Origin of the sequence: Pseudomonas sp. Irchel s3a12 (genome assembly GCF_900187485.1) — a bacterium.
In the GTDB taxonomy this organism is placed as follows: Bacteria; Pseudomonadota; Gammaproteobacteria; order Pseudomonadales; family Pseudomonadaceae; genus Aquipseudomonas; species Aquipseudomonas neuropathica.
Genome location: NZ_FYDN01000001.1, coordinates 761,123 through 776,759, shown reverse-complemented (window position 1 = coordinate 776,759; position 15,637 = coordinate 761,123). Strand labels below are relative to the sequence as shown.

Annotated in this window: 2 protein-coding genes (1 of these 2 only partly in view); both read right to left on the bottom strand. The window is 63.6% G+C overall.

Annotated features, from left to right (window positions below):
* On the bottom strand, window positions 1-2,624 hold the start of the coding sequence (locus CKW14_RS03545; protein WP_095124692.1) for a non-ribosomal peptide synthase/polyketide synthase. 15,220 nt of this gene lie to the left of the window's left edge; 2,624 of the gene's 17,844 nt are visible here — the first part of the coding sequence; it begins with the start codon at window positions 2,622-2,624; its stop codon lies beyond the left edge, outside the window.
* On the bottom strand, window positions 2,621-15,637 hold the full coding sequence (locus CKW14_RS03540; protein ID WP_095124691.1) for a non-ribosomal peptide synthetase: 13,017 nt from the start codon (window positions 15,635-15,637) through the stop codon (window positions 2,621-2,623). The genes CKW14_RS03545 and CKW14_RS03540 overlap by 4 nt, the downstream gene beginning before the upstream one ends.

Below are 15,637 nucleotides of genomic sequence, written 5' to 3'. Positions count from 1 at the left end.
TTAGTCACCGGTTTGCCGATGTGCAAGGCATCGCCTGCCTCGATGCGTCCAGAGGTCGCAACCACGGTGGCTTCGGTCGGGCCGTAGTTGTTGATCACGTCGAACTGCTGATTGCGGCTGAACTGGCGCAAGCGGTCCCCACCGATCAGCAATGTACGCAACGTCGGGTGTTCAAGGTTCTGGCTGAAGGCGTATTCGGCGACGGGTGTCGGCAGAAAACTCACGTCCAGTGGCTGCGCGCGCCACCACTCGAGCAACGCATCGATGTCCTCGGTGCCCTCGTGAGTCGGTGCCAGATGCAGGGTCGCGCCGGCACACAGCGCCGGCCAGACTTCCCAGGCCATGGCGTCGAAACCGAACCCGGCAAGGCTTGAAGTGTGGCGACCGGCGCACAGATCAAACGCTGTGCAATGCCAGTCGACCAGATTCGACAAGGTGCGGTGTTCGACCATCACGCCTTTGGGCAGGCCGGTGGAGCCGGAGGTGTAGATCACGTAGGCCAGTTGCGCGGCGGTCAGGCCCGGCACCTGCGGATCAAGGGTCTCGCTCAGCGGCCAGGTGCGCGGGTCGAGATCGATCACCGGCACCGCCAGCGTCGGCAAGCGCTCCCGCAGATTATTTTGGGTCAGCACTGCAACGGGGGCGCTGTCGCTGAGCAAGTAGTGCAGACGCTCGGCCGGGTGCGCCGGGTCGACCGGTACATAACCGGCACCGGCCTTGAGAATGGCGACCAGCCCGACCAGCGTATCGAGGCCACGGCGGGCGACGATGGCGACGCGATCATCGGGTTTCACACCCAGTGCGATCAGATGATGAGCCAAGGCGTTGGCATGCCGGTTGAGTTCGGCATAGCTCAGTTGCTCACCCAAGAAGTGTGCTGCCACAGCTTCTGGCCGCTGCGCCACTTGGGCCTCGAAACGCTGGGCAATGGTCAACGTCGCGGGGAAATCGGCGTGACTGGCATTGAACGCCAGCAAAACCTGTTCGCGCTCGGCCGCCGGCAGAATCGGCAACTGGTTGAGCGCGGTGTCCGGCGCCTGCTCCAGCGCCAGCACCAGACTTTCCAGGGCGCAGTGCAAGTAATCGCAGATGCGCTGTGGATCGACCTCGGTGGTGGCCAGCAAGGTCAGGCTGAAGGTATCGCCGAAATCGTCGACGCTCAGGGTCAGCGGATAGTTGGTGCGTTCTTCGGAGCTGATCGTGCTGATGCCTTCCCAGGCCGCCAGGGTCTCGGCACTCGCCGTCGCCGCGTTGTGGCTGTGGCGGTAATTGAGCAAGGCACTGAACAACGGCGTCGGCGCGACCACGCCGCTGCAACGCTGGGCGAGTGCCAGTGGTGCGTGTTCGTGGCGCATCAGCGTGGTCAGGCGTTTGTGCGTCGCCTGCACCGCCGCACGCACGCCTAGTGCATCGACATCGACCCGCAACGGCAAGGTGTTGATGAAAATCCCCAGCGCCCGCTCGGTGGCTTCGGCGCCTTGCATACGGCCCATCAGCACCGTACCGAACACTACGTTTTGTTTGCCGGTGAGCACCGCCAGTACCTGCGCCCAACCCAGATGAAACAGGCTCGCGACACTCACGCCGAGCTGCCGCGCCTGTGCGCGCAGACGCTGGCCGAGCAACGGATTGACCGGCAGGCTCAGCTCAGCGATACCGAGGCCGTCGCCCTGCACATCCTGCAAACCGTAGGGCAGCGTCGGCTCGGCTATGTCAGCGAGCATGTCGCGGAAAAAAACCTCGTGCTCAGCTTCGCTGATGCCCAGCCGCGCCTGCGCCACGTAATTGCGAAACGGCACCGGCCGGCCGAGCGATTGAGCCTGGCCAGTGAGGCAGGCGAGCAGTTCGTGACGCACCACGTCGAGCGCCGAGTGGTCCAGCGCCATGTGATGGAACAACAACGTCGCGACCACGCGCTGACCGCCCTCATCCCACGCGTAGGCCAGACGCATCATCGGCGCGCACCGGACGTCCAGACGGAAATGCCGCGCATCGAAACACTCGTGCAGTTGCTGCAGCGCATCACTTGCGCCGTCTGCCAGCACGATCTCTTCCATCGGCAACGGTGCCTGACGCCAGACCACTTGCAGCGGCACGTCCAGCCCTTCCCAATGCACCGCCGTGCGCAAGATGTCGTGGCGATCGATGACCTTTTGCAAGGCTTGAGCGAAGTCCTGCAGCCGCTCGCGGCTGCTGAACGCAAAGTACGATTGCATGACGTACGGATCGCCCTGCTCGTTGCTCGCGTGGTGATAGAGAATGCCTTCCTGCAACGGCGCCAATGGGTAGATGTCCTGCACATTGGCGGCGCCGCCTGGTACCTCGGCGAGCAAGCGGTCGAGGGTCGCCTGATCCACGTCAGCCAGGGTCACCATTGCTGGGGTGATGCGCGTGGTGCCGGGGAGAATGCCGTTAGCCGGAACGTCAATCTGGCCGACGCGGGTGGCCGAGTATTGGCCGGCCTTGATCAGTTCGATCAGCGCCGGTTTGTGCTCGCGCAGCGCGGCCAGCAGCGCCGGATCGCTCAACGCCTGTTTGTTGCCGTTGACGCGCAATTGCTCATCGGTCACCGCCAACTGAATGTCTTTTGTCTTCAGGGTTGCCAACAGTTCGAGCACATTCACAGGACGATCTCCATTCTTTCCGTAATTGCGGCGTAGCCGGCCAGGGTCGGTTGTTCGAACAACCCCCTGACATCGGCTTCCATGCCTTCCTGACGTAACCGGCCGATCAGACTGACCGCCAGTAATGAGTGACCACCCAGTTCAAAGAAATGGTCGTGACGCCCTACCCGCTCGACGTTAAGCAGCTCGGCCCAGAGCCGTGCCAGGGTGATTTCGACGTCGCCAACCGGGGCTTCGTATTCGCGGGTTTTCAGCGATTGCTGATCCGGCGCCGGCAGCGCCTTGCGGTCGAGCTTGCCGTTGGGGCTCAGCGGCAAACTATCGAGATGCACAAACACCGTAGGCACCATGTAATCCGGCAAATGCTCGAGCAGTTGACTGCGCAGCAGGTCGATTTCCAGGCGTTCGCCGGTGTAATACGCGACCAGACGTTTGTCGCCGGGCACGTCTTCGCGAGCCACCACCACGGCTTCCTGCACACCTTTGATCTGGGCCAGGCGCGCCTGGATTTCGCCCAGCTCAATACGCAGACCGCGGATCTTCACCTGATCATCGTTACGCCCCAGGTATTGGATGTTGCCGTCCGCCAGATAGCGGGCGACGTCACCGGTGCGATACATCCGCCCGTTGGCCTGGAACGGATCGTTGAGGAAGCGCTCGGCACTCAGCTCAGGTCGGTTCAGATAACCGCGCGCCACCTGCACGCCAGCGATGTACAGCTCGCCGATCACGCCTTGCGGCACGGGTTGCTGTTGCGCATCAAGGATGTACATGCGGGTGTTGGCGATCGGTTTGCCAATTGGCGTGTTGTCCGGGGTCTGCTCGATCGTTCCCGCGCAGTCCCACGCGGTGACATCGACGGCGGCTTCGGTCGGGCCGTACAGGTTATGCAACGCGCTGCCCGGCAATTGTAGTTTGAAACGCCGCACCACACGGCCCGGCAACGCCTCGCCGCTGCACATTACCTGCCGCACGCTGTCGCAGCGTGTGGTGTCGCTATTGGCGAGGAACACATCGAGCATCGACGGCACAAAGTGCAGCGTGGTGATGTTTTCGGTTTCGATCACTTCAGTGAGGTATTGCGGATCCTTGTGTCCGTCGGGCCGCGCCATGACCAGGCGCGCGCCGGTCATCAGCGGCCAGAAGAACTCCCACACCGAGACGTCAAAACTGAATGGGGTTTTCTGCAATACCGAATCGGCAGCGGTCAGGCGATAGGCGTCCTGCATCCACAACAAGCGGTTGACCACCCCGGCATGTTCGTTGACCACGCCTTTCGGTTGGCCGGTGGAGCCGGAGGTGTAGATCACGTACGCGCTGTGCTGTGGTGTCAACGTCGGGATTTGCGGATTGTCGGCAGGCAGGGATTGCCAGGTGTTCTGGTCGAGGTCGATTACCGGTGCCGAGAACTCTCCCAATAGCGTGCGGGTCGCCCCGTGCACCAGCACCACGGCCGGCGCGCTGTCCTCGAGCATGTAGGCCAGACGCTCCGCCGGATAGGCTGGGTCCAGCGGCACATAAGCGGCGCCGGCCTTATTGATCGCCAGCAGGCCGATGACCATTTCCAGGCTGCGCTCGACGCAGATTGCCACCCGTGAATCAACCTGTACGCCAAGGCTGAGCAGGTGCCGGGCCAAGCGGTTGGCGCGTTCGTTCAACTGCGTGTAGCTCAATGCCTGGTCGCCGGCGACAACGGCCACAGCCTGTGGCGTACGCTGCACCTGCGCTTCAAACAAGCCGTGCAGCGTCTGCTGCAAGTCGTAATCGACGTCGGTGGCATTGAGGCCGAACAGCAACGCCTGCCGCTCCTCGTCCGGCAACACCGTCAGGCAGTTCAACGGTTGTTGCGGTGTGTGCTCCAACGCTTCAACCAGCGCGATCAGCGCGTTGTGCATGTACTGGCCGAGGCGTGCTGCACCGATGCGCGAAGGGGTCATCACCGTCAGTGCGAAACCACTGCCGAGATCATCGACGTTGAGGGTCAACGGGTAATTGGTGCGCTCCTCGCCGGCCAGGGATTCGATGCCCTGCCAGGCCTCGCGCTTGGTAGTTTGCTGAGCTTCGCTGTCGCTATGGCGGTAATTGAGCATCGCGCTAAACAGTGGTGACGGCGCTGCGACACCGCTGCAACGCTGGGCCAATGCCAGCGAAGCATGTTCGTGAGCCAACAGCGCACTGAGCCGCGCATGGGTCGCCTTGACCCCGGCGCGCACATCGGTTTCGTCGACATCCACGCGCAATGGCAAGGTGTTGATGAACATGCCCAGCCCGCGATCTGCGCCCGCGCCGCCCTGCATGCGGCCCAGCAGCACCGTCCCAAAGACCACCCGTTCCTGACCGGACGTTGCCGCCAGTACCCGCGCCCAGGCGAGATGGAACAGACTGGCGACACTGACGCCGAGCAAGCGCGCCTGGCTGCGCAAACGCTGCGCCACCGTGGCAGGCAGCGCTTGGCAGACTTCCTCGATGTCATTCCCGTCGCCGTGCACGTCCTGCAAACCGAATGGCAGCGTCGGTTCGTCGATGTCACCGAGCATCTCGCGGAAGAACACTTCGTGCTCTTGTTCGCTAACGCCGAGGCGGGTCTGCGCCACATAGTTGCGGTATGGCACGGCGGGCACAGGTAGTCGCTCATCACCGTGCAAAATCGCCTGCATTTCTGCGCTGACCACCGCCAACGCGGTGTGGTCCATGGCGATGTGGTGGAACAACAGCATGGCGACGACGCGCTGATTGTCCGGGTCGAGGGCATACACCAGGCGCAACAGCGGTGCCTGGTCGAGGTCCAGACGCCAGTGCCGCGCATCGAAGCGCGCACGTAGTTGATCGATGGCTTCGCCCTGCGCGGGCTCCAGCGCCACAGCTTGAACCGGCAACTCCGCACGGCGCCAGACCACTTGCACCGGCGCCGCCAAGCCTTGCCAGACCACCGAAGTGCGCAGGATATCGTGGCGCGTCATAACCTGACGCAACGCCGCCGCGAACCCTTGAAACCGTTCAATACTGTCGAACGCCAGACACGATTGCAGCAGGTACGGATCGCCCTGCGCGGCGCTGAGGTGGTGATACAGAATCCCTTCCTGCAACGGTGCCAGCGGATAAATATCCTGCACATTGGCCGCGCCGCCCGGCACCGTGGCGACGATGCGCTCGATACTGGCCTGATCCAGTTGCACCAGCGTCAGCATGTCCGCAGTGATGTGCGTGCAATCGGCAGGAATCAGATTGTCCGGCACGGCGACCTCGCGGCCACTGCCCACCGCCGCCGCCAGCGCGGCCAGGGTCGGTTGGCTGAACAGCACACGCACGTCGGTGCTCAGATCGACCTGACGCATGCGCTCGATCAGCGTCACCGCCAGTAATGAATGCCCGCCCAGTTCGAAGAAGTTGTCGTGACGGCCGATCTGTTCGACCTTGAGGACGTCCGACCAGATCTGCGCCAAGGCGATTTCCACCGAACCTTGTGGCGCGGCATATTCGCGGCTCAGCCACGCCATTTGATCCGGTTCTGGCAACGCCTTGCGATCGAGTTTGCCGTTGGCGGTCAGCGGCAGTGCTTGCAGGCGCACGTAAGCGGCAGGCACCAGGGCTTGCGGCAACTGTGCTTGCAAATGACTGCGCAAATCCTCGATCTCGACGTTCAGGCGTTCGGTAAACCAAGCCAGCAACTGGCCGTCGCGTACCAGCACCACGCAATCCTGCACGGCTTCGTGAGCGCTCAACGCCGCTTCGATTTCGCCCAATTCGATGCGCACGCCGCGCAGTTTGACCTGATCATCGTTGCGCCCCAGGTATTCGACGTTGCCGTCAGCCAGCCAGCGCGCGAGGTCGCCGGTGCGGTACATGCGCGCCTGCGGTTCATCGCTGAACGGGTCGTCGAGAAAGCGTTCGGCAGTCAGCTCGGGGCGATGCAGATAACCGCGCGCCACGCCGGCACCGCCGACATACAACTCGCCAGCAACGCCAACCGGTACGGGGCGCTGCTGGTCATCGAGCAGGTAAATCTTCGCGTTGGCCATCGGCCGACCGATATGCAGCACCTGCCCGGCCTCGACCGCGCCGCAGGTGGCAACCACCGTGGCTTCGGTCGGGCCGTAGTTGTTGATCACCGCGAACGTCTGCTGACGCGGGAACTGGCGCAATTTGTCGCCACCGATCAGCAACGTGCGCAAGGTCGGGTGGCCGAGGTCACGACTGAAGGCGTATTCGGCGACGGGCGTGGGCAGGAAACTCACCTGCAACGGCTGCGCGCGCCACCACGCCAGCAACTCGTCGAGGTGCTCGTTGCTCACCGATTGCGGTGGCAGATGCACGGTCGCGCCGATGCACAGCGCTGGCCAGACCTCCCACGCCATGGCATCGAAACCAAACCCGGCGACACTCGACGTGTGGCTGCCCGCGTGCAGGTCAAAGGCGCCGTTGTGCCAGTGCACGAGGTTTTCCAGCGTTGCGTGTTCGACCATCACGCCTTTCGGCTGGCCGGTGGAGCCCGAGGTGTAGATCACGTAGGCCAGATGCGCCGGGGTCAGCATCGGCACCTGCGGATTGCGGTCCGGCAGATGCGCCCAGTCAAGGCGATCGAGATCGATCACGCGCGCAGCACCGAGCAAATCACGCGTCGAGGCCTCGGCCAGAACCGCCAATGGAGCGCTGTCCTCCAGCAGGTAGGCAATGCGTTCCGCCGGGTAGGTGGGGTCGACCGGCACATAACCGGCGCCGGACTTGAGGATCGCCAGCAGCGCCACCAGCATCTGCGGGCTGCGCCGCACGCACACGGCGATGCGGTCGTCAGGCTGCACGCCAAGGCTGAGCAGATGGTGGGCCAGGCGGTTGGCGCGTTGATTGAGCTGGCCATAGGTCAACGCTTGCCCGCCCTGCACCACCGCCAGCGCATCCGCCCGTTGTGCCGCCTGAGCCTCGACCAGCGCATGAAGGGTTGCGCCACGGCGAAACGCGACGGCACTCCGATTGAAATCGACCAGCAGTCGCGCCTGCTCCGGCAGCGACAGAATCGGTAGCTGATCGAGTGGCGTCTGGGGCTGCTGCTCCAGCGCTTGCACCAGTTGCTCCAGTGCGGTGTGCATGTAACTGCAGATCCGCTGCGCACCGATCTCGGCGAGCGCCAGCACGTCCAAGGCAAAACCGTCGCCCAGATCATCCACCGACAGGGTCAGCGGATAGTTGCTGCGCTCCTCGCCACCGAGCATGCGCACGCCTTGCCAGATCCCCTGGCCGTCGCGCGGCTGTTGTGCGGCGGCGCTGTGCCGGTAATTGAGCAAGGCGCTGAACAGCGGCGCAGAACCCGGCGTGCCGCTGCAGCGTTGAGCCAGCGCCAGTGACGCGTGTTCATGAGCGAGCAGCGCCGTCAGCCGCGCGTGGGTGGTTTTCACCCCGGCGCGCACGCTCTCAGCGAGACCCACCCGCAGCGGAAGGGTATTGATAAAAACCCCCAACGTGCGGTCGGCGCCCTCACCGCCCTGCATACGCCCCATCAACACGGTGCCGAAGACCACGTCGCGACGGCCGGAAACGACGCCCAACACTTGCGCCCAGGCCATGTGCATCAGGCTCGCCGGGCTGACGCCCAACTGCCGGGCCTGTTCGCGCAGACGCCGATTGAGCGCGGCATCGACCGCTTGCAGCGCTTCTTCGATGCCACGCCCGTCGCCCTGAACATCCTGCAGACCGAAGGGCAAAGTCGGCTCGTCGATGTCGCCGAGCATCTCGCGGAAGAACGCCTCATGTTCCTGCTCATCGGCGCCGAGGCGTGCCTGCGCTACGTAATTGCGGTACGGCATCGGCGGCGTCAGTGTGTCGAGCTGATCGAACATCAACGCGTGCATTTCCCGGCCGATCACGTCCATGGCGGTGTGGTCGAGAATCGAGTGATGGAACAGCACGATGGCGACCACTTGCTGTTGCGCCGGATCCTCGGCGTAGACCATGCGGATCAGCGGCGCAACGCTCAGGTCGAGGCGGAAATGCCGGGCATCGAAACGCGCGTGCAGCTGTTCGAGAATGTCGCCGTCCTGCGCATCCAGCAGCAACTGCTGGACGACCATCTGCGCCTGCCGCCAGACTACTTGCTGCGGGCTCGGCAAGCCTTGCCAGACCACGCTGGTGCGCAGAATGTCGTGACGGGCGATGACCTGCTGCAAGTGCTCGGCGAAGCTGTGCAAACGTTCAAGACTGTCGAAGGCCAGACGCGATTGCAGCAGGTACGGATCGCCCTGTTCGGCACTGAGGTGGTGATAAAGAATGCCTTCCTGCAACGGTGCCAGCGGATAGATATCCTGCACATTCGCAGCACCGCCCGGCACCGTCGCGACGATACGATCGATGCTGGCCTGATCGAGTGTGGTCAGGGTCAGCATGTCGGGCGTGATGTGTGTGCAATCGGCCGCAATCAGATTTGCCGGCACATCGATTTCCCGGCCACTGCCCAAGGCCCGCGCCAGCGCGGCCAGGCTCGGTTGGTTGAACAGCACGCGCACATCGGCGCTCAGACCGGCCTGACGCATGCGTTCGATCAGGCTCACCGCCAACAGCGAATGGCCGCCGAGTTCGAAGAAATTGTCGTGACGGCCGATCTGTTCGATGTTGAGTACGTCGGCCCATATCTGCGCCAGCGCCATTTCGACCGGGCCTTGTGGCGCTTCATATTCACGGCTGAGCCAGGCGTCCTGATCCGGTTCGGGCAAGGCCTTGCGGTCGAGTTTGCCGTGAGCCGTGAGCGGCAGGCTGTCCAGTCGCACGTAAGCGGCCGGGACCAAAGTGTCCGGCAGCCGCGCGTGCAGATACTGGTGCAAATCGCCGATCTCGACAGACTCGATTGCGGTAAACCAGGCGACCAGACGGCCGTCGCGCACCAGCACCACGCATTCGCGCACCGCGGCGTGAGCGCTCAGCGCCGCTTCGATTTCCCCGAGTTCTATACGCACGCCGCGCAGTTTTACCTGATCATCATTGCGCCCCAGGTATTCGATATTGCCGTCCGCCAGCCAGCGAGCGAGGTCGCCGGTGCGGTACATCCGCGCATGCGGTTCATCGCTGAACGGGTCGTCAAGGAATTGTGCTGAGGTCAGTTCCGGACGATTCAGATAGCCGCGCGCAACCCCGGCGCCGCCTACATACAACTCGCCTTGTACACCGGTCGGCACTGGTTGTTGCTGACGGTCCAGCAAATAGACTTTGGCATTGGCAATCGGCCGGCCAATGTGCAAAACCCGCCCGGGCTCGATGCGCCCGGACGTCGCCACCACCGTGGCTTCGGTCGGGCCATAGTTGTTGATCACATCGAACGTCTGATCTCGCGGGAACTGGCGCAATTTATCGCCACCGATCAGCAATGTGCGCAGGGTCGGATGGCCCAATTCACGACTGAAGGCATATTCGGCCACCGGGGTTGGCAGAAAGCTCACCTGCAACGGCTGCGCGCGCCACCATTCGAGCAGTTCATCAAGATGTTCGTTTTTGATCGAAGACAGTGGCAGATGCACGGTCGCGCCAACGCACAACGCCGGCCAGACTTCCCAGGCCATGGCATCGAAACCGCAACCGGCGACGCTGGCGGTGTGGCTGCCGGCATGCAGATCGAAGGCTTCGGCGTGCCAGTGCACGAGGTTTTCCAGGGTGCGGTGCTCGACCATCACGCCTTTCGGCTGCCCGGTGGAACCGGAGGTGTAGATCACGTAGGCCAGATTCGCCGGGGTCAACCTCGACAGCACTGGGTTGGTGTCAGGTAAGTGCTGCCAGTCGCCGGCATCCAGATCGATGACGGGAACAACGCCAAGCAGCTCGCGCGTCGACGCCTGCGCCAGCACCGCGATCGGGTCGCTGTCCTGCAACAGGTAGGCGATGCGCTCTGCCGGGTAATCCGCATCGATCGGCACGTAACCGGCGCCGGCCTTGAGAATCGCCAGCAGCGCGACGAGCATGTCCGGCCCGCGACGCAGGCACAGCGCAACACGGTCATCGACTTGCACGCCGAGACCGATCAAGTGATGGGCGAGACGATTGGCGCGCTGATTCAGTTCACGGTAGCTGAGCCGTTGCTCGCCCTGCACCACCGCCAGCGCTTCGGGATGTGCCGCCACTTGCGCTTCAAACAGGCGCGGCACGGTCTGCGCCGGCGGGAATTCACGACCGCTGATGTTGAAGCCGACCAGCACTCGCTGCCGCTCACTCGGCGACACGATCGACAGTTGCTGCAACGGCGCCGTTGGCGTGTACTCAAGTGCCGTGACCAGGCTGTGCAACGCGGTTTGCAAGAAATCGCAGACCCGCGCGCCATCCACTTGCGGCACGGCTTGCACGTTCAGGCGGAACCCGTCGCCGAGGTCGTCGACACTGACCACCAACGGATAGTTACTGCGCTCGCGGGAGCTGAGAATCTGCACGCCGTCCCACGTTACAGCGGCCGACTCCGGCGCACTGTGGCGGTAGTTGAGCAAGGTGCTGAACAGCGCCTGCGACCCGGCGACACCACTGCAACGCTGGGCCAGCGCCAACGAAGCCTGCTCATGGCCGAGCAACTGCGCCAGACGTGCATGGGTACCCCGCACGCCGCTCTCTACCGAATCAGCCCCGACGCTGACGCGCAGCGGCAAGGTGTTGATGAACATGCCCAACGCCCGATCTGCGCCTTCGCCGCCCTGCATGCGCCCGAGCAATACCGTGCCGAACACCACGTCCTGCTGGCCGGACACCTGCGCCAACACCTGAGCCCAGGCCTGATGCACCAGACTGGCCACACTGACACCGAGCCGCCGCGCCTGCTCACGCAGACGTTTACCGAGGTCAGCATCGAGCTCGGAATGACTGTCGAGAATGTCGCTGCCGTCGCCGTGCACGTCCTGCAGACCGAAGGCCACGGTCGGCTCGTCGATATCGCCAAGCATCTCGCGGAAGAACGCCTCATGGGCCTGATCATCAACGCCGAGCCGCGCCTGGGCGACAAAGTGGCGGTATTGCACCGGCGGCGGCAGATGCTCGCTGCGACCAAGCATGACGTCATTCATTTCCGCGACCAGCACGTCGAGGGCGGTGTGGTCGAGGACGATATGGTGCATCAGGAGAATGCCGATCCAGCGCTTGTGCGGCTGATCTTCGGTGTAGACAAAACGCATCAGCGGCGCGCGATTGAGGTCCAGACGATAGTGGCGTGGATCGAAACGCGCCTGCATCTGCTCGAGCACGTCGCCGTCGAGTTCGTCAGCATCGACGCGTTCCAGCGCCAGTGGCGCCTCGCGCCAGACCACTTGCACCGCCTCTTCAAGCCCTTCCCAGACGATGCCGGTGCGCAGAATGTCATGGCGCGCGATCACGCCGTTCAAGGCGCGAACGAAGGTTTTGATCTGCGCCAGACCGTCGAAGGCAAATTGCGCCTGCAACACATACGGATCACCGGCAGCGGTGGCCAGATGGTGATAGAGAATTCCCGCCTGCAAAGGCGCCAGGCCATAGATATCCTGCACATTGGCGATGTCGCCCGGCACGGTTGCAACGACACGGTCGATCGCGGCTTGATCGAGATTGGTCAGCGGCAACATGGCCGGGGTGATGCGCGTACAACCTGGCTTGATCAGGTTGTCGGGAACGACGATGCCGCGTTCGCTGCTCAAGGTCGCCGCCAGCGCGGCCACACTCGGCTGACCGAACAGCACGCGCACGTCACAGTGCAGATCCTGTTGGCGCATGCGTTCGATCAGCTTCACTGCCAGCAGCGAATGACCGCCGAGCTCGAAGAAATTGTCATGGCGGCCGACCTGCTCGACACCAAGCAATGTCTGCCAGAGACCAGCAATCAGATTCTCTACCGCTCCGACCGGCGCTTCGAAACCGCGCCGCGCGAATGCATCGCTGTCCGGTGCCGGCAAGGCTTTGCGGTCGAGCTTGCCGTTGGTGGTCAGCGGGAAGGCTTCCAGGCGCACGAAGGCGCTTGGCACCATGTAGTCAGCCAACCCCGCCAACAGATGATCACGCAATTGCGCCACATCCGGCGCAGCGCCTGCGTCGGCCAGCCAGTAGGCGACCAGACGCTGATCGCCGGGGCTGTCCTCACGAGCGATTACCACGGCTTCGCGCACGCCTTCGCAAGTAGACAGCCGCGCCTCGATCTCGCCCAACTCAATGCGGAAGCCGCGAATTTTCACTTGATCGTCATTGCGACCGAGGTATTCGAGGCTGCCGTCGGCGGCCCAGCGCGCGAGGTCGCCGGTTTTATACAGCCGCGCATCGACATTTTCAGTGAACGGATCATTGATAAAACGCTCGGCAGTCAATGCTTCACGATTCAGATAACCGCGCGCCACCCCGGCCCCGCCGACGTACAACTCGCCAATCACGCCGACCGGTACCGGTTCGCGCTGAGCATCGAGGATATACAGTTGCAGATCGGGAATACGCACGCCAATCGGGCTGACGCCGAGCAACTGCGCGTCGGCGGCTTGCAGCGGTCGATAGGTCACGTGCACGGTGGTTTCGGTGATGCCGTACATGTTCACCAGCCGCGTGCCGGCATTGCCGACCCGCGCATACCACGGCTTGAGCAAGCCCGGCTCCAGCGCTTCGCCGCCGAAAACCACTTCCCGCAACGAGTGTTGCAGCTGACTGCGGCCCTGCGCGGCGATCAGTTGGCGGAAGGCGCTCGGCGTCTGGTTGAGTACGGTCACGCCGGTCTGGCAGAGCAATGCATAGCAGTCGTCCGGCGAACGGCTGACGGCTTGCGGGATCAGCAGCAGTTGCCCGCCGAACGCCAGCGCGGCCCAGATTTCCCAGACCGAGAAGTCGAACGCGAAGGAATGGAACAACACCCCGATGTCTTGCGGGTTGAACTGGAACCAATCGTGGGTGGCGGAAAACAACCGCGCCACGTTGCGGTGCTCGACCATCACGCCTTTGGGTAAACCGGTGGAACCGGAGGTGTAGATCACGTAAGCCAGATGCGCCGGGGTCAGCTCAGGGATCTGCGGATTGCTGTCGAGTTCGGCCTTGAGGTGAGCGCTGTCGAGGTCGATCTGCGGCACTTCGAGAGCGGCCACGCGCTCGCGCGTCGCCGCCTGCATCAGCACCGCTGCCGGGGCGCTGTCCTGCAAGGTGAAGCTGATTCTGTCGAGCGGATAGGCCGGATCGATCGGCACGTAACCGGCGCCGGCCTTGAGCACCCCAAGCAGGCCGATGATCATTGGCGCGCCACGCTCAACGCAGATCGCCACGCGGTCGTCGGGACGAATGTTCAGGGCCAGCAGATGATGCGCCACCTGGTTGGCACGCCGGTTGAGTTCGCCGTAACTGAGGGTTTGTCCGTCGAATATCAGCGCCGTGGCCTCAGGCTGGGCCTGGGCATGGGTTTCGAATTGCTGGTGAATCAACAGGGTTTCCGGGAACTGTGCCAGCGGCGAATTGACGCCGTACAGCAAGTGTTCGCGTTCGCTCACCGGGAGGATGCGCAGCGTTTGCAGCGGCACATCGGCGCTGGTTTGCAAGGCTGCGAGCAGACTCTCCAGCGCCGTGTTCAGGTACGCGGCCATGCGCTCGGCCCCCAGCGCTGCATCCGCCAGCGCGGTGATGCGCAAGTCGGCGCCGAGGTCATCGATGTTGATGGTCAGCGGATAGTTGGTGCGCTCGCGGGCACCCAACACCTGCACACCGGGGGCGATGTCGATCACCTCCGCCACTTCCTCAACGCTGCTGTGTCGGTAGTTGAGGATCGCGCTGAACAGCGGCGTCGGCACCGCAACGGCGCTGCAGCGTTGCGCCAGGGCTAGCGAAGCCTGCTCGTGCGCCAGCAGCGCGGTCAGGCGCCGATGGGTCGCCAGCACGCCGGCGCGCACGCTTTGCTCGCCAACATCAACGCGCAGCGGCAAAGTGTTGATGAACATGCCCAACGCTTGCTCGCCGCCCTCGCCCGCGTCCATCCGCCCCAGCAGCACGGTGCCGAACACCACCGCCGTGCGCCCGGACAATTGCCCGAGCACCCGCGCCAGGGCCAGATGCGTCAGGCTCGCGACGCTGACGCCGAGCTGCCGTGACTGCTCGCGCAACTGCCGGCTCAAGCGGCTGTCGAGCATCAGCGAGGCTTCCTCGATGGCGTGGCCATCGCCCTGCACATCCTGCAAACCACAGGGCAGCGTCGGCTCGTCGATATCCGCGAGCATGTCGCGGAAAAATGCTTCCTGCGCCTGCTCGTTACCGGCTTTGCGTGCCCTGGCCAAGTGATCGCGATACGGCACAGCGGCAGGCACTTGCGCGGTCTGCCCGAGCAGACAGGCCTGAATTTCCCGGCGCAGCACATCCAGCGCCACGTGATCCATGATCATGTGATGAAACAGCAACAGCGCGACCACGCGGCCCTGCGCGGCATCCTGCGCATACACCAGGCGCAGTAAAGGCGCTTGCTGCATGTCGAGACGGAAGTGTTGCGGGTCGTGGCGTGCGAGCAGTTGCGTGAGCACGTCGGCGGCACTGTCGACGGGGACTTCCTCACACACCAGCGGCGCCTCGCGCCAGACCACTTGCAGCGCTTCGTCGAGATATTCCCAGACGAACGAGGTGCGCAGGATGTCGTGACGTTTTACCACCCAGCGCAGCGCGTCGGCGAAGGCGTCCAGCCGTTCCTGGCTGTCGAATACGAAGCGCGCCTGCGAGATGTAAGGGTCACCGGCAGGGGCCGAGAGGTGGTGATAGAGCATGCCCTCCTGCAACGCGGACAACGGATAAATGTCCTGCACGTTGGCGGCGCCACCCGGCACCGTGGCGACGATGCGGTCAAGGGTGTCCTGATTCAGCTTCACCAGCGGCAGCATGTCCGGAGTGATGCGAAACGCAGGGCTCAGCCAGTCGCCGCCATGTTGGGCGACCAGTTCCAGCAGTTGCGCCTTGTGCGCCGAGAGGCTGTCCCACAACGCGTCATCCAGCGCGTCGTCGCTGCCCAGAATGACCAGGTCTTCATCTTCCTGTTGAAGGCGGATCGCACGGGTGGAAATGGCAGCCATCAGTTCGCTGAAATGCAT

Bases quoted from the DNA above. Each gene is read 5' to 3' on its own strand.
- CKW14_RS03540 (WP_095124691.1), bottom strand. From the start codon at position 15,637: ATGCATTTCAGCGAACTGATGGCTGCCATTTCCACCCGTGCGATCCGC.